Origin of the sequence: Pseudomonas capeferrum, assembly GCF_000731675.1 — a bacterium.
Classification (GTDB): domain Bacteria; phylum Pseudomonadota; class Gammaproteobacteria; order Pseudomonadales; family Pseudomonadaceae; genus Aquipseudomonas; species Aquipseudomonas capeferrum.
In genome coordinates this window covers 226497-242349 of record NZ_JMIT01000004.1, presented here as the reverse complement: position 1 = coordinate 242349, position 15853 = coordinate 226497, and the positions used below count along the sequence as shown (strand labels likewise).

At 63.8% G+C, this 15853-nt stretch carries 11 protein-coding genes; 2 read left to right on the top strand and 9 right to left on the bottom strand.

Annotated features, from left to right (window positions below; genetic code table 11):
* Positions 1–2 precede the first annotated feature (2 nt).
* The 9 genes from PC358_RS23190 to PC358_RS23150 form a co-directional block, all read right to left on the bottom strand.
* Positions 3–3047 (bottom strand): multidrug efflux RND transporter permease subunit, encoded by a 3045-nt coding sequence (locus tag PC358_RS23190; RefSeq protein ID WP_033702803.1) that lies wholly within the window; start codon positions 3045–3047, stop codon positions 3–5.
* A 12-nt stretch (positions 3048–3059) separates the two neighbouring features.
* A complete protein-coding gene (locus PC358_RS23185; RefSeq protein ID WP_033702802.1) occupies positions 3060–4208 on the bottom strand; it encodes an efflux RND transporter periplasmic adaptor subunit in 1149 nt (382 codons plus the stop codon).
* A gap of 269 nt (positions 4209–4477) precedes the next feature.
* Positions 4478–5575, bottom strand: coding sequence for a DUF1513 domain-containing protein (locus tag PC358_RS23180; protein ID WP_033702801.1), 1098 nt, complete (start codon positions 5573–5575; stop codon positions 4478–4480).
* Between the two features lie 2 nt (positions 5576–5577).
* Positions 5578–6642, bottom strand: coding sequence for an imelysin family protein (locus PC358_RS23175; RefSeq protein WP_033702800.1), 1065 nt, complete (start codon positions 6640–6642; stop codon positions 5578–5580).
* 18 nt (positions 6643–6660) lie between these two features.
* Positions 6661–8088, bottom strand: coding sequence for a di-heme oxidoreductase family protein (locus PC358_RS23170; protein ID WP_033702799.1), 1428 nt, complete (start codon positions 8086–8088; stop codon positions 6661–6663).
* 162 nt (positions 8089–8250) lie between these two features.
* Positions 8251–9585 carry an imelysin family protein gene (locus PC358_RS23165; RefSeq protein ID WP_033702798.1) on the bottom strand — a complete coding sequence of 445 codons (1335 nt, stop codon included), beginning with the start codon at positions 9583–9585 and terminating at the stop codon, positions 8251–8253.
* Positions 9586–9732: 147 nt separating this feature from the next.
* A complete protein-coding gene (locus PC358_RS23160; protein ID WP_033702797.1) occupies positions 9733–11784 on the bottom strand; it encodes a putative bifunctional diguanylate cyclase/phosphodiesterase in 2052 nt (683 codons plus the stop codon).
* A 266-nt stretch (positions 11785–12050) separates the two neighbouring features.
* Positions 12051–12647, bottom strand: a complete 597-nt coding sequence (locus PC358_RS23155) for a superoxide dismutase (protein ID WP_033702796.1) — start codon at positions 12645–12647, stop codon at positions 12051–12053.
* 477 nt (positions 12648–13124) lie between these two features.
* Positions 13125–13724: a LysE/ArgO family amino acid transporter gene (locus PC358_RS23150; RefSeq protein ID WP_033702795.1), complete on the bottom strand. Its 600-nt coding sequence runs from the start codon at positions 13722–13724 to the stop codon at positions 13125–13127.
* Between the two features lie 124 nt (positions 13725–13848).
* Here PC358_RS23150 and PC358_RS23145 point away from each other — a divergent pair, with 124 nt between their 5' ends.
* Both PC358_RS23145 and PC358_RS23140 read left to right on the top strand, forming a co-directional pair.
* Positions 13849–14739: a LysR family transcriptional regulator ArgP gene (locus PC358_RS23145; RefSeq protein ID WP_033702794.1), complete on the top strand. Its 891-nt coding sequence runs from the start codon at positions 13849–13851 to the stop codon at positions 14737–14739.
* A gap of 49 nt (positions 14740–14788) precedes the next feature.
* The gene (locus tag PC358_RS23140) at positions 14789–15793 is read left to right on the top strand and encodes an NAD-dependent epimerase/dehydratase family protein (RefSeq protein ID WP_033702793.1); all 1005 of its coding nucleotides are present in this window, start codon (positions 14789–14791) and stop codon (positions 15791–15793) included.
* The last annotated feature ends 60 nt before the right edge of the window (positions 15794–15853 follow it).

Here is a 15853-nt window from a genome sequence, read left to right as displayed (position 1 = left end):
CTTCAGGCGATCGATGTTTCCTTGGCTTGCGTCTTGTGTGCCAGCAAGGTGTAGATGCAAGGCAGCACAAACAAGGTAAACAGCGTCCCGATCGACATCCCGGTCGCAATCACCGTCCCAATATCGAACCGGCTCACCGCCCCCGCACCGGTTGCCAGGATCAACGGCACCATGCCGAACACCATTGCCGCGGTGGTCATCAGCACCGGCCGCAGGCGAATGGCTGCCGCTTCCTCGATCGCCTCGCGCACGCTCAAGCCTTTTTCTTCGCGCAACTGGTTGGCGAACTCGACGATCAGAATACCGTGCTTGCTGATCAGCCCGATCAGGGTCACCAACCCCACCTGGGTGTAGATGTTCATGCTGGAGATACCTAGGAACAGCGGCAGCAGCGCACCGCAGATCGACAACGGCACCGTCACCAGAATCACCAAGGGGTCACGGAAGCTCTCGAATTGCGCGGCCAGCACCAGGAAGATGATCGCCAGCGCCAGGCCGAAGGTCACCCACAGGGCGCTGCCTTCCTGGACGTATTGGCGTGCCACCCCGGCATAATCGAAGGCAAAACCTTCCGGGGCCTCTTCGCGGGCGATGGCCTGCACGGTCTGCAGGGCCTCGCCCAGGCTGACCATGGGCACGCCCTGGATGATCGCCGAGTTCAACTGCTGAAACTGGTTGAGCTGGCGCGGGCGGGCGCGGTCGCTGAGGGTAATCAGGGTCGACAGGGGCAGCAACTGGCCCTGGTCATTCTTCACGTAGTAGTTGTTCAGCCAGCCGGGGTTGTCGCGGTACGGCCGCTCGACCTGGGCAATCACCTTGTAGCTGCGGCCCTCCAGGGTGAAACGGTTGATTTCCGCCTCGCCCAGCAAGGTCGCCAGCGTGCCGCCCAGGGTGTCCATCGAAACCCCCATCTGCGCCGCTTTGGCGCGGTCGATATCGACCACCACCTCAGGTTTGTCGAAGGCCAAGTCGATGTCGAGGAAGGCGAACTTGCCTGACGCTTGGGCGCGCGCCTTGATGCGCTGGGCCACTTCCAGCAGTGCCGGATAATCCCCGGCGGTGTTGATCACGAACTGGAACGGCAGGCCCTCACCGGTGCCGGGCAGCGACGGCAGGTTGAAGCCGAAGATCTGCAGGCCGCCGATTTCCTCAAGCTTGGCCTGCACCAGCGGCAGCAGCTCCATCTGCGTACGTTCGCGCTCGTTCCACGGCTTGAGCAGGAAGCCGCCGATGCCGCTCTGCACACCGTTGAAGCCGTTGATCTGAAACGACGAGTAGTACTCGGGGAAGGCTTTGAACAGCGGCGTGAACTGGTCTGTGTAGGCATTGAGGTAGTCGAGGTTGGCCGGTTGCGGCGAGCTGCTGATCATGAAGATCACCCCTTGGTCCTCGTTGGGCGCCAGCTCGTTCTGGGTGAACTTGAGCAGTACCGGGATCAGGCACAGGATGATCACCGCGAACACCAGCACCACCGGCCGGCTGTTCAGGGTGGCGTGCAGCAGGCGCTGGTAGCGCACCTTGAGGCGCTCGAACAGCCGGTCGAGGCGGTGGGCAAGGCCTGTGGCGTTCTGTTCCGGGCGCAGCAGCAGCGCGCACATCATGGGTGAAAGGGTCAGCGCGACGATGCCGGAGATGATCACTGCACCGGCCAGGGTCAGCGCGAATTCCTTGAACAGCGCTCCTGTAAGCCCGGTCAAAAAGCCGATAGGGGCATACACCGCCGCCAGGGTGATGGTCATCGAGACCACCGGCATGGCGATTTCCCGGGCACCTTCGAGCGCCGCATCGAACGGCGATTTGCCTTCTTCCATGTGCCGGTGGATGTTTTCCACCACGACGATGGCGTCGTCCACCACCAGGCCGATCGCCAGCACCATCGCCAACAGGGTCAACAGGTTGAGCGAGTAGCCCATCATCTGCATGAAGAACAGCACGCCGATCATCGACAACGGGATGGTCACCACCGGGATCAGCACCGAGCGCAGGGCACCGAGGAACAGGAACACCACGACGATGACAATCAGCACCGCCTCGCCGAGGGTCTTGATCACTTCGTCGATGGAGGCCTGGATGAACAGCGTGGCATCGTAGGCAATCGACACCTTCAGCGCCGCGGGCAGCTGGCTCTCAAGCTCCGGCATGATGCGCCGGACTTCCTTGATCACTTCCAGCGGGTTGGCGGCCGGTGTGGCCTTGATGCCGATGTACACCGAGGGGATGCCGTCGAACGAGCTGACCGTGTCGTAGTTTTCTGCGCCCATCTCGACCCGTGCCACATCACCCAGCAACACCCGGCTGTCGCCACTGGTCTTGACCGGCAGGGCGGCGAACGCCTCGGCAGACTTGAGCTCGGTGCTGGCATTGATGCTGGTGACCACGTACTCGCCTTTCACCTCGCCGGCAGCGGAGAGGAAGTTGTAGCGGCGCACGGCGCTGGTCACGTCGGTTGCCGAGAGGCCGAAGCCGGCCAGCTTCACCGGGTCGATCCAGATGCGCATGGCGAACACCTGGTTGCCGAGAATCTCGGCCTCGGCCATGCCCGGCAGGGTGGCAAGCTTGGGCTGGATCACCCGTGACAGGTAGTCGGTGATCTGCGGGTTGCTCATTTCCTTGCTGTAGAAGCTGATGTACATCAGCGCCGAGGCATCGGCGGCCTCCTTGCTCAGCACCGGGTCTTCGGAGTCTTGCGGCAGCTTGTTGCGCACCTCGTTGGCCTTGGCCAGCAGTTCGGTGAACAAACGGTCACTGTCGGCGCCGATGCGCGCATAGATAGAGATGATCGAGAAGTTCTGCCGGCTCACCGAGGTCATGTAGTCGATGCCTTCGGCGCTGGCCAGGCTTTGCTGCAGGGGCTGGGTGATATAGCCCTGGATGGTTTCGGCGTTGGCACCCGGGTAGGCGGTGGTCACCGTGATCAGGGCGTTCTCCATCTGCGGGTACTGGCGGATCTGCAGTTTGCTCCAGGCCTGAAAGCCCAGCAGCAAGATCAGCAGGCTGACGACGCTGGCCAGGACCGGGCGGCGGATGAACGGGTCGGTGAACGCCATGCCTGCCTCCTGTCAGTCGTTGTGCGGGGTGCCGTGATCAGGCGTGAGCGCCTTGTCCTGGCCGATGCGGATCGCCGCGCCCGGGGTCAGTTTCAGCTGCCCGGCGGTGATCACCTGCTCGCCAGCCTTCAGGCCCTTGCTGACCACCACCACGCCGTCGCGGCGCTCGCCGGTCTGCACGGTGCGTTGTTCGGCGCTGAGCCGGGGTTGGCCATCGTCGGTTTTCTCCGGGGTGCCGTCCTCGCCTTGCTTGGGCGTGGCGACATACACCGAGTTGCCATACAGGGTGTAGGTGATGGCGCTTTCTGGTACTACCACGCGTGGCTGCGGGTCGGGCAACAGGATCAGCAAGTTGGCAAACATGCCCGGCAGCAGCTTGCCGTCGGGGTTGGCCAGGGTGGCGCGGGCCAGCAGGTTGCGGGTGGTTTCCTCGACCTTGGGGTTGATGGCGCTGAGGCTGGCGGGGAAGGTCTGGCCGGGGTAGGCCGCCACCTGCAGCAGTACCTGCTGGCCCAGGCTCAGGTGCGGCAGGGCCTGTTCGGGCACGTTGAAGTCGACGTAGAGGCTGGACAGGTCTTGCAGGGTGGCGATCACCGTGCCGGCTGCCAGGTAGTCGCCGACATCGACCTGGCGGATGCCGATGGTGCCGCTGAAGGGGGCACTGATGCTTTTCTTGGTCTTCGAGGCCTTGAGCTGATCGACCACTGCCTGATTACGCCGGTACTGGGCGGTGAGGCGATCGTACTCGCCACGGGAAATGGCCGAGTCGACCACCAGCTGGCTGCCCCGGCCGAAATCGACCTTGGCCAGGCCCAGGTCGGCCTGGGCGGTGCCGAGCAGGGCGGTTTCCTGGTCGTCGTTGAGTTGCAGCAGCAGTTGTCCGGCCTTGACCTTCTGGCCGGAGTCGAAGTGCAGGCTTTTGACGATGCCTTCGACTTCAAGGCTCAGCTCGACGCCTTGCAATGCCTTGAGGCTGCCGACGGCGGGCAGGCGCTCTTGCCACTGGCGTTCTTCTGCCAGCGCCGCTGCCACGGTGATGGGCGGTTTGGGGGCAGTGAACACCTGGATCTGCTGGTAGATCGAGTAGGCCTTGTAGCCCCCCAAGGCCAACACGATCAGCAGAACGACGGCCAACATGATGAGCATGCGGCGGCGCAGCATAGGTCCGGTTCCTTGGATACGTGGTTGTTATTCGTTTTGACACGACAACGGGCGACCCTGCCCACGTGTGGATGGGGCAAGTATTGACTGTTTTTGGCAGGATGGGGGATGTATTCGCACCGCCTCTGTGTAGGAGCGGCCTTGCGTCGCGAAAGGGCTGCGCAGCAGCCCCAGGATCTGAGCGTACAGGCAAAAATTGCTGGGGCCGCTGCGCAGCCCTTTCCGACCGGTCCGGCGCCCCGGCAAGGCCGCTCCTACACGGGTGAACCTCAGGCCAGGTGCAGGTGGTTGTCCCAGAACCCGGAAGGCAGCTGCATCGGTTGCCCGATCAGCTCGGCCTTGCGGCAATCGTAAAAGCGGCAACGCCCCTGCCCGGAGGTCACGACAAAGCCATCTTTCACCGCACCCACCCCAGCGCAATCGGGCATTGGTGCATCCAGCTTCACCGCGCCACTGTCCAGGTCCCAGACGAACAAGCGGTTGGCCCGCGGCGCCGTCAGCGCCACCAGTCGCAAGTCGCTGTGAATGGCAACGCTGGCGGTGTACTGGGCCATGGCCTGCAACTGCCGCTCCGGCACCGGGAAAGCCTTGAACGGCTCGCCCGGGCGCTTGATGGCCAGCAGCTCGGCCGTCTCATCGGCGTCGCCCATGAACTGCTGGCAGGCGGCGATGGTGCCGTCGTCGCCAATAGCCAGGTGACGCACGCTGTTCATCTGCTGGGCGAGGGTTTCCTTGCTCAGCAGGGTGCCGTCGCGCTGCATCAGCACCAGGCTCGGTTGCATGGCGTCGAGATTCATTTCCACGCGGCTTTCGGCCTCGGTGCGGATGCCGCCGTTGGCCACCACCAGTGTCTCGCCGTCTGGTAGCCAGGCGACTTCATGCGGGCCGATACCGTGGGTCGAGAGCTCGCCACTGTGCACCAGGCGTTCGCCCTCGAAACGGTAGACGCCGAGCACGCCGCGCCCAGGGTCGCGGGTATCGTTCTCGGTGGTGTACAGCCACTCGCCATCCTTGTGGATGACCGCGTGGCCATAGAAGTGGCGGTTGGGCTGCGAGGTCACGGTTTGCAGCAGACGCCCGTCGCGCAGGTCGACCAGGTAGCTTTCGGTACCCGGGCGACGGGCGACGAACAGGGCGATGGGCAGCTCGGGGTGGTTGATGATGGCGTGGCAACGCTGGGCAACCTGTGTGCTGAACACCTGGGTGCCGTCCAGGCGAAACCCGACGGCATAATGCTTGCCATCGCCGTCGTCACGCGCCGAGAGCAGCAGAGGTTCGCCGCCTTTGTTGCGCAACAGGCTCCAGCCGCCCAGGGTCAGGGCGCTGAGCAATACACTACCGAGTTTGAGGGCCTGGCGTCGCAGCATGATCAGTCACCGTCGTTGGCATTGAAGCCCAGCTGGATATTCAACGCCTTGGCCAGCTCGCCTTCGTGCAGGCGGTGGACGACGTTGAGGCTGTCGTAGATCTGGTTGAGGGTCTGCTTGCCGGCGTCATCGGCCAGCAGCTCGCCGAGGGTCTTCTGGTTGTTGGCCAGCAGTTTGATGGACGTAGCGTAAGCCTCGTCGATCTTGCCCGCCAAGGCCTTCTGGTCGCTGCCCAGCAGCCCGCGCAAGCCCTGGTTGTCGACCCCGACCCAGACCGCCTGGGCAGCCTTCAGGCTGGCCTCCAGGCTTTTGAGCGAAGAATGGCTGCGCCAGGCTTCGGCCTGCAGCGGCTGGACGATGCCCTTGCTCTGCCGGCCCATGGGGGCGCCGAGCTTTTTCTTCAGGGTATCCAGGGCGGTGACCTGTGCGCGCAGCAGATCGGCGATGGCCTCGTGGGAGTCGGCGTAGCGCTGGTTGGGGAACTTGGTCATCTGCGAGAGCATGCCGTCGGTGCTGTTCCAGCCCTTGAGGATCTCTTCGGCCAGGGCCTTCTGGTGGTCGGCGATGGCCACCAGCAATGGACAGTAGCGGGCCTTCTGTTCAGGCGTGGCAACATCCGGCTTGCTGTCGAAGAGGATGTACTCGTAGGCCGACAGGCCGCGTACCACGACGCTGGCCTTGCCCAGGGTAGCGGCATCGACGGGCTTGTCGGCGTTGACCAGTTGCTCGACCTGGCGGCCGACCAGGTTCTTCTTGTCGGGCCAGAACTGCACCTGCCAAGGACGGTTGCCTTCGGCCAGTGGGCCGACCAGCAAGGGTTGCAGCTCGGCCCAGGCCTTTTGCGCCGTAAGGAAGTCGGCGCGGGCGGTGTCCAGGCTGGCCTTGCCTTCGCAATAGGCCAAGGCGCTGACAGCCAGCTGGCGGTCGGCTTCGACCCAGCGGCTGTAGGTGGGCAGGATCACCTGCTTGGCGATGGCGGCGGAGGTCACCGCTTGCGGGTCCTGCGGCGAGCAGGCGCCGAGGGCGAGTGCGGCGAGGCTGGTGAACAACAGTTTAGGTCGGAACATGCCCGGCTCCTTGCGCGTTTAAAGTGAATTCAGGAAAGCCAGCAACGCGGCGCGCTGCTCGGCATTGAAGGTGAGTACGAAGTTGCGCGCCGCTTGCGCTTCGCCACCGTGCCAGAGCACGGCTTCGAGCAGGTTGCGGGCGCGGCCGTCGTGCAGGAACTGGCTGTGGCCACTGACCGTTTCGCTCAGGCCTATGCCCCACAGTGGCGGGGTGCGCCAGTCCTGGCCATTGGCGGCGAATTCGGTGCGTTCATCGGCCAGGCCCGGCCCCATGTCATGCAACAGCAGGTCACTGTAGGGGCGGATCACCTGGCCGGCCAGCTCAGGCTCTGCAGCGTTTGCGGCGGTGGTGAATTGCGGGGTATGGCAGCCTTGGCAACCGGCCTGGAAGAACAGGTTCTTGCCTGCCAGCACCTGCGGCGAAGCCACGTCGCGACGGGCAGGCACTGCCAGGTTGCGGGTGTAGAAGGTCACCAGGCGCAGGATGTTGTCGCTGACTTCCTTTTCGCCGCCGATGCCATCGCCGTTGGGGGCGGCCAGGCAGTCGACTTGCGCCGCGGTGCAGTCGTCCTTGGGTTGCAGGGTGGTGGTCAGGCCCATGTCGCCGGCAAACGCATGGACGTTCTGCTGGTTGACGCTGGGTTGCCCGGCTTTCCAGCCGAAGCGGCCAACCACGGTTTTGCCCTGGGCGTCGTCCCAGACCCGGTTGGCACGGCCACGGATACCGTCGCGGTTGCGGTCGTCCGGGTCTTCGTTGGCCAGGATATCGGCTTCGGGGATGGCTTCGAGCAGGCCAAGGCCGATCATCGGCGGCGCCACGCGGGCCGAGAAACGGGTGTCGGGGTGCATCGCGCCGTAGCCAAGCTGGGTGATCTGCAGGCTTGGGCGGCGCAGCTCGACCTGATGGCCGTCCTTGAAGGTGACGGGCTGGTTGGCGTAGGTCACCCGCACCTTGCCCTCCGGCGCCACCCCGGGAATGGCCATGTCCTGCAGCTGGGTGCCGTACACCGGCTCGGGGACCACGCCCAGGCGTTCGATCACCTTGGCCAGGTAAGGCTGGTCGGGGATCGACAGGCGCACCAGCATCGACACCGCGTTGCTGTCATCGAGCGCTGGCGGGTGGCCACGGCCATCGCGTACGTGGCAGTTCTGGCAGGCATTGGTGTTGAACAGCGGGCCGAGCCCATCGCGCGCGGTGGTGGTGGACGGGGCGATCACCCACGGGTTGCGAAAGAAGCTGTTGCCGACGGCAAAGTCCAGGCGCCGCTCGGGCGAGAGGTTGGCCGAAGGCAGGGAGTAGGCATTGCGATCACTGCGCTGGACCGTCGCCTTGCCACCCGACAGCGCTTCGCCGGGCTCGGCCTGGGTGAAACGCGGGGCGTCATCACAGGCACCGAGGGCAAAGGCCAGCAGCAGAGGAGAGAGTCGGAACAGCGACGAGGACATCTAGAACCCTGGGCGTGAGCGAAAAACCGGCGTGCAAGCTTAGCAAAGTGGGGATGTTTGAATAAGAGCAATTTGCAATTGCTGGATGAAATCAGTGTCAGGGAGGACAAAACAAAAAAGGCGACCCGAGGGCCGCCTTCTTCAGAACCGCTACAGCAGGGATCAGAATTCGTGATCGGCCGTGTCCGGGTTCAGGTTGGTAATGCCCAGCTTGCCTGCGGCTTGCTCGATCGCACCGGTCTGCTTGACCAGGGAGGCGATGGCATCACGCACGATCTGGTTGCCGGCCGCATTGTCGGCGGCGATCAGCTGGTCGTAGTGCTCGCCCTTCAGGGCGTGGTCGACGATCACCTGGATCTTCGCTTCGGTGGCTTCCAGGTCGGCCTTCAGGGTGGCGTCGGTGGCCGGGTCAACCTTGGCCACCAGCGACGACAGGCTCGGGCCGGTCACCTTGCTGCCATCCGGGCGGGTGTACTCGCCCAGGTAGACGTTGCGGATGCCCTTGGCGTCGTAGAAGTGCGAGTAGTGGGTGTTGTCGCTGAAGCAGTCGTGCTCGTCTTCAGGCGAGTTGGCTTCCAGCGAGACCTTCATGCGCTCGCCCGCCAGTTCGCCCAGCGAGAGGCTGCCCATGCCGAACAGCATCTTGCGCAGGCCGTCGTTGACTGACTCGGCTTCCAGCTTGGCGCGGTAGTTGTCGGCGACGTTCGGTGCCCAGTTGCCGACCATCTCTTCGAGGTCCTTGACCAGCAGGTCGGTGACCGCTTTCAGGTAGGCACGACGGCGGTCGTTGTGGCCGCCGGTGGCGCCGTTGCCTTCCAGGTAGTCGGAGGCTGGGCGGTTGCCGGCGCCCGGGCCGGTGCCGTTCAGGTCCTGGCCCCAGAGCAGGAATTCGATGGCGTGGTAGCCGGTGGCGACGTTGGCTTCGGAGCCGCCCAGCTCGTTCAGGCTGGCCAGCTTCTCTGGGGTGATGTCCTTGACGTCGACCTTCTCTTCGCCGACCTGGATCTCCGTGTTGGCGATGATGTTGGCGCTGGCGGCCGGGTTGCCCAGGGCGTGCTCGTAGCTCTTGTCGACGTAGTCGATCAGGCCTTCGTCCAGCGGCCATGCGTTAACTTGGCCTTCCCAGTCATCGATGATGGTGTTGCCGAAGCGGAAGGCCTCGCTCTGCAGGTACGGCACACGCGAGGCGAACCAGGCTTCCTTGGCGGCCTTCAGGGTTTCGTCGTTGGGCTGAGCAAGGAACGCGTCGACAGCGGTCTGCAGGGCCTTGGCGGTGCTCAGCGAGTCGCTGTACACGGCGTAGACCAGTTCGGCGTAGTGCTTGACCACCGCCTTGCCAGCCACTTCATCGACAGCCCCAGGCGCCGCAGCGGGGGTGCTGGCGGCAGCAGGTGCCTGGGCTTGCGGAGCGGCAGCCTTGTCATCTTTTTCGCCGCAACCGGCGAGAGCGATGGCGATGGCCAGCAGACTGGCGGAGGCCAGAGGCATTCGAATCATTGTTGGTTTCCCTGCGTCGTGTGGTTGGACCGTGCGGCGTGGCACGCGAAACCGCAACATCATGCGAAAGATTTGCATTTGCTGTAAAGGGGCGAACGCGCAATTCATGTAAATGCCGGTCACGGCCTGTAACCGGGGGCGCCAGCGCTAGAACATCGAGACCTGGTTGCGTTGGGCCTGCTTGAGGAAGTTGGTCAGCTCGCGGGCCGACAGGGGCTTGCTGTAGTGGTAGCCCTGACCCTCGTGGCAACCCTGGGCGATGATGTAGGTCTCCTGCTCGGCGGTTTCCACGCCTTCGGCGATGACCTGCATGCCCAGGCTCTTGCCCAGCTGGATGATGGCACGGACGATGGTGGCGTCGTCATCGTCGTCGAGCAGGTCCTGGACGAAGCTCTTGTCGATCTTGATCTTGTCCAGCGGCAACGACTTCAGGTAGCTGAGCGAGGAGTAGCCGGTGCCGAAGTCGTCAATGGCGATCAGCGCCCCGGAGCGGCGCAGGCTGAGCAGGTGCTGGGCGGCGGTGCTGATGTCTTCCATCAGGCCGGTCTCGGTGACTTCCAGCTCCAGGCTGCGCGGTGGCAGGCGATAGGCTTGCAGCAGGTTGTTGACCACCCGCGGCAGCTCGCTGTGGTGCAGTTGCACGGTCGACAGGTTGACCGCCATGCGCAGGTCGCTGAAGCCCAGGTCGTGCCATTCGCGCAGCTGCCGGCACGCCTGGTCGAGCACCCATTCGCCGATGGTGATGATGTTGCCGTTCTGCTCGGCCAGCGGGATGAACTGGTCGGGCGGGACCATGCCCAGCTCCGGGTGCTGCCAGCGCAGCAGGGCCTCGACGCCGACCACGCGGTGGTCGCGGTAGCTGATCTGCGGCTGGTACACCAGGTACAGCTGATTGCGCGGCAGCGCTTCGCGCAGGTCTTTTTCCAGCTCGCGGCGGCGGCGCATCTCGCTGTCGACGCTGGCGATGTAGAACTGGTAGCGGTTGCGCGAGCGGGCTTTGGCCAGGGTCATGGTCTGTTCGGCTTTCTGCAGCAACTTCTCGGTACTGTCGCCGTCTTCAGGGAACAGGGTGATGCCGATGGTGGCGCGCAGGCGGATCTGATGGTGGTCGAGGTCGAACGGCACTTCCAGGTCGTCGAGGATGCTCTGGGCCAGTTCGGCCGCTTCATAAGGTTGCTCGATATTGGCCTGGACCAGGGCGAACTGGTCGCCCCCCAGCCGCGCCAGCGCCCCCAGGCGGCCACTGTGGGCCCGCAGGCGGTCGGCGAGGGCCAGCAGCAACTGGTCACCGACCTGGTAGCTGAACTGCTCGTTGATGCCCTTGAAGTCGTCCAGGCCCACGCACAGCACCGCCACGCGATGCTGCAGGCGGCCGCCATCGACGAGGATCTTGTCCAGTTGCTGCTGCAGTTGTTGGCGATTGGGCAGGCCGGTGAGGAAGTCGTACTGGGCCATGCGTTGCAGGCTGTTCTCGGCTTCATGGCGCAGGTGGGTGTTGCGCTCGATGGACGCCAGCAATTGGTTGGCGGTGTTGACCCAGAGCCCCAGTTCGTTTTTCTCGTGGCCCTTGAGCAGGGGAATCTGGTGTTGGCTGGGGCGGTCGGGGTTGATCTGGGTCAGGTGCTCGATGATCTTCGACAGCGGCTTGGTCAACAGCCAGTGGTAGACCAGGTACAGCACCAGGCCCATGGCCAGGGCACGCAGCACGCCGGAGATGAAGATGATCACTGCATTGATCAGGAAGTCTTCGCCATAGGACGAGGTGTCGAGGGTGATGCTCAGGTCGCCGTAGTATTCGCTGTAGGGGCCGCGGCCGACCAGTTGGGTGGTGTAGGTGCGTTCCTGGCCGAGAATCAGGTCGGTCAGCCAGCGCATGGACATGTCCTGCAGCGGGCGGGACTTTTCTGCCAGCATGGTTTCGTTGGGGTGGCCGATGGATGCCATGCGTACCGATTCGTCCTGGAACAGGCCTTCCATGACCTGCATGCCCATCTCCCGGTCAAGGCTGTACACCGCCTGGGTCGAAGGGTCGCGGAACATGTCGAGGATGCGCTGGGCATCGCTGTTGACAGCCTGGCGGGTCTTGTAGGTGTCATAGACGATTTGCGCACAACTGAGCACGACGCCCACTGCGAGCGCCGACAGCAGCACGACCCTGAGCAACTTGACCGACAAGCTGTTCCGCAATTCCAGCTTCAATGGGGTTTCCTTAATCCATGCGCATGGCATCATTTTGCCATCAATGAAACCAATACACTATCGGCCGGTGTGCCACGGACACAGCGCGAGGAGCGGGGTTGTCCTTGGCAGTATATCGGTCGCCTGGCCCTGCAACTTGAGTGCGCTGTATCAACTTTCCAGAGGTTTGATGTTAGCGCGCAATCCTGGCTGAGCAAGAGGCCATGACCTGCGCATAAAAAAACCCGGCACCAGGGCCGGGTTCTTCGTTCAAGGCTGAATAAGCATCAGGCCTTGAAGGTGTTGCCTTCGAACTGTTCGGCAACGAATGCCCAGTTGACCAGGTTCCAGAACGCCTCGACGTACTTCGGACGTACGTTACGGTAGTCGATGTAGTAGGCGTGTTCCCAGACGTCGCAGGTCAGCAGCGGGGTGTCGCCGTTGGTCAGCGGGTTGCCGGCGCCGATGGTGCTGGCCAGGGCCAGGGAACCGTCAGCTTTCTTCACCAGCCAGCCCCAGCCGGAACCGAAGGTGCCAACCGAAGTCTTGGTGAACTCTTCCTTGAACTTGTCGAAGGAACCGAAGGCGGTGTTGATGGCTTCGGCCAGGGCTCCGGTCGGTTGACCACCGGCATTCGGGGCCAGGCAGTTCCAGTAGAAGGTGTGGTTCCAGACTTGAGCGGCGTTGTTGAAGATGCCACCCGAAGAGGTCTTGACGATCTCTTCCAGGGTCTTGCCTTCGAATTCGGTGCCTGGGACCAGGTTGTTCAGGTTCACGACATAGGTGTTGTGGTGCTTGTCGTGGTGATACTCCAGGGTTTCCTTGGAGATGTGCGGCTGCAGGGCATCGTGGGCGTACGGCAGCGGCGGCAATTCAAAAGCCATGGTGGATCTCCTGATTCAGGTCTATTTGCGGTTTGCGCAAGGCCGATCACGGGCGGCCCGATAAGCGTCGGCGAGTTTGTACTCTTTGCGACGCAAGGGCTGGATCATAGCACCGGGCCCGGCGCATAACCACGCAACAAACATAGGGAATAGAGGTTCCAGAGCGGTTGGGCGCTGCCGACCAATGGTGTTCGCCGCAGCCCTCGCATCGCTTGTGAGAACGAGCGCCGCCCGCGCGGCGCATCGCGAGCCAGCTCGCTCCTACATTTGTTTCGGGCCAGTGAGGCCTGTGGCATTTGCGCGCGACCGCCTTGTTTGTCCGACGCGAGATTGAGACGGGCACCACGGGGCCGCGCGCCATGCCTCAGGAATAATTGGCCCGAAACAAATGTAGGAGCGGCCTTGCGTCGCGATGCGCCGCGCGGGCGGCGCACGATCTCACAAGCGACAAACCTGCTGTGACAAGCTCCCCAAAACTCAACTAAAGATCAACTGCGCCGCCACCGCGAACATCATCACCGCCACCATCAGGTCGAGCATCCGCCAGGTCGCTGGCCGTGCCAGCCACGGTGCCAGCCAGGCCGCGCCGATCGCCAGGCTCGAGAACCACAGCAACGACGCACTGGCCGCCCCTGCCACGTAGGCCCCAGGCACCGTCTGCTGGGCACCGAGCGAGCCGATCAACAGCACCGTGTCGAGGTACACATGGGGGTTGAGCAAGGTCACCGCCAGGGCACTGAGCAGCACCGCGCGGCGCGAACGCACGCCCTGGCCTTGCTGATGCTGCAGGCTCTGCTTGGAACAGGCGCTGCGCAAGGCCTTGGCGCCATACCACAAGAGGAACAGCGCGCCGCCCCAGCGAGCGATGGCCAGCAGTGTCGGGTTGTGCGCCAGTACCGTGGCCAGGCCGAATACCCCGGCAGCCACCAGCAGGGCGTCGCAGACGATGCACAGGGCGGCCACTGGCAAGTGATGCTCGCGGCGCAGGCTCTGGGCGAGGACGAAGGCGTTCTGCGCGCCAATGGCCATGATCAGGCCGAAGGCCACCAGCATGCCGTTCAAATAACTTTGCCACATGGCGGGATACTCCACTGACGCCACGGGACACGGGCGTTGTTCAACGAAAGAAGATGCTGGCCATTGTGGATAAAGCCGCTGTATAAGAAAAACAAATAAAGCTGATCCGGCATTAGGGAAATCGATGTTCGACTACAAGCTGCTAGCCGCCCTTGCGGCGGTGATCGAGCAAGGCGGCTTCGAGCGCGCGGCGCAGGTGCTGGGGCTGTCGCAATCGGCGATTTCCCAGCGCATCAAGCTGCTTGAAGCACGGGTCGGCCAGCCGGTGCTGGTGCGTGCCACGCCACCTAGCCCGACCGAGGTCGGGCGCCAGTTGCTCAACCATGTGCAGCAGGTGCGCCTGCTCGAACGCGACTTGCAACGCCAGGTGCCGGCGCTGGACGAGGAGGGCATGCCCGAGCGTTTGCGCATTGCCCTGAACGCCGACAGCCTGGCCACCTGGTGGGCGGGCGCGGTAGGCGCGTTTTGCGCTGAGCACAACCTGCTCACCGACCTGGTGGTAGAAGATCAGGAAGTGGGCCTTAAACGCATGCGGGCGGGCGAAGTGGCGGCCTGCCTGTGTGGCAGCGAACGGCCGGTGGCCGGCGCGCGCAGCCTGCCTTTGGGCGCGATGCGTTATCGCGCGTTGGCCAGCCCGGTGTTCATGGCGCGGCACTTCCCGCAGGGTTTCGAGGGCAGGCGCCTGGCCCGCACGCCGGCGATCGTGTATGGCCCGGACGACTTTCTGCAACACCGCTACCTGGCATCGCTGGGTATCGAAGGCGGTTTCCTGCATCACCTGTGCCCGTCGTCCGAAGGTTTTCTGCGCATGACCGAAGCGGGGCTTGGCTGGGGGCTGGTGCCTGAGTTGCAGGCACGCGAACAACTGTCCAGCGGGCAATTGGTGGAAATATGCGCCGATACTCCCATCGATGTGCCGCTGTACTGGCATCATTGGCGCAATGGCGGGCACTTGCTCGCGCAACTGACCGATCACCTGCGGCACACGGCACGGCAATGGCTGGTGCCGTTGTAGCCACGGCTGGCGTCAGTTGCATCTGAAATCTGGCAAGGCGGAGTCTTACATGCGAATTCTGGTCACTGGCGCGAGCGGCTTCATCGGCGGGCGCTTTGCGCGCCTGGCCCTGGAGCAGGGCCTGGACGTGCGGGTCAGCGGCCGACGTGCCGAAGGTGTCGAGCACCTGGTCAAGCGCGGTGCGCAGTTCATCCCTGGCGACCTGGGTGATGCCGAACTGGCCCGGCGCCTGTGCCAGGGCGTCGAAGCGGTGGTGCATTGCGCGGGTGCAGTGGGTAACTGGGGGCGCTTCCAGGACTTTCACCAGGGCAACGTGGTGGTCACCGAAAACGTGGTCGAAGGTTGCCTGAAGGAGCATGTGCGGCGCCTGGTGCACCTGTCGTCGCCGTCGATCTACTTCAATGGCCGCTCGCGCCTGGACATCCGTGAAGACCAGGTGCCGCGGCGCTTTCATGATCACTACGCACTGACCAAGCACCTGGCCGAGCAGAAGGTGTTCGGTGCCCAGGAGTTTGGCCTGGAGGTGCTGGCGCTGCGCCCGCGCTTTGTCACCGGTGCCGGCGATGCCAGCATCTTCCCGCGGCTGATGCAGATGCAGCGCAAGGGCCGTGTGGCAATCATCGGCAATGGCCTGAACAAGGTCGATTTCACCAGCGTGCACAACCTCAACGAAGCATTGCTCAGTGCCTTGTTCGCCGACGACCGCGCGCTGGGCCAGGCCTACAACATCAGCAATGGGCAGCCATTGCCACTGTGGGATGTGGTCAATTACGTGATGCGCCAGATGCAACTGCCGCAGGTTACCCGTTACCGCTCCTATGGCCTGGCCTACAGCCTGGCCGCGTTGAACGAGGCGGCCTGCATGCTGTGGCCGGGGCGCCCGCAGCCGACCTTGTCGCGCCTGGGCATGCAGGTGATGAGCCGTGATTTCACCCTGGACATCAGCCGCGCCCGGCAATACCTGGACTACCAGCCCAAGGTCAGCCTGTGGACGGCACTGGACGAGTTCTGCGCCTGGTGGAAGCACCAGCCCGAAGGCCTGAAGTTCGGCTGAGGCTGATGATGGTCATCAACGTGCCGCGCTTGCAGTTTATACTCGTGCCTCTTTGCGACT

What these genes read in the sequence shown, in the direction of transcription:
- PC358_RS23155 (WP_033702796.1), bottom strand. Translation starts at nt 12,647, where the DNA reads ATGGCTTTTGAATTGCCGCCGCTGCCGTACGCCCACGATGCCCTGCAG.
- PC358_RS23150 (WP_033702795.1), bottom strand. Translation starts at nt 13,724, where the DNA reads ATGTGGCAAAGTTATTTGAACGGCATGCTGGTGGCCTTCGGCCTGATC.
- PC358_RS23185 (WP_033702802.1), bottom strand. Translation starts at nt 4,208, where the DNA reads ATGCTGCGCCGCCGCATGCTCATCATGTTGGCCGTCGTTCTGCTGATC.
- PC358_RS23180 (WP_033702801.1), bottom strand. Translation starts at nt 5,575, where the DNA reads ATGCTGCGACGCCAGGCCCTCAAACTCGGTAGTGTATTGCTCAGCGCC.
- PC358_RS23165 (WP_033702798.1), bottom strand. Translation starts at nt 9,585, where the DNA reads ATGATTCGAATGCCTCTGGCCTCCGCCAGTCTGCTGGCCATCGCCATC.
- PC358_RS23170 (WP_033702799.1), bottom strand. Translation starts at nt 8,088, where the DNA reads ATGTCCTCGTCGCTGTTCCGACTCTCTCCTCTGCTGCTGGCCTTTGCC.
- PC358_RS23140 (WP_033702793.1), top strand. Translation starts at nt 14,789, where the DNA reads ATGCGAATTCTGGTCACTGGCGCGAGCGGCTTCATCGGCGGGCGCTTT.
- PC358_RS23145 (WP_033702794.1), top strand. Translation starts at nt 13,849, where the DNA reads ATGTTCGACTACAAGCTGCTAGCCGCCCTTGCGGCGGTGATCGAGCAA.
- PC358_RS23175 (WP_033702800.1), bottom strand. Translation starts at nt 6,642, where the DNA reads ATGTTCCGACCTAAACTGTTGTTCACCAGCCTCGCCGCACTCGCCCTC.
- PC358_RS23190 (WP_033702803.1), bottom strand. Translation starts at nt 3,047, where the DNA reads ATGGCGTTCACCGACCCGTTCATCCGCCGCCCGGTCCTGGCCAGCGTC.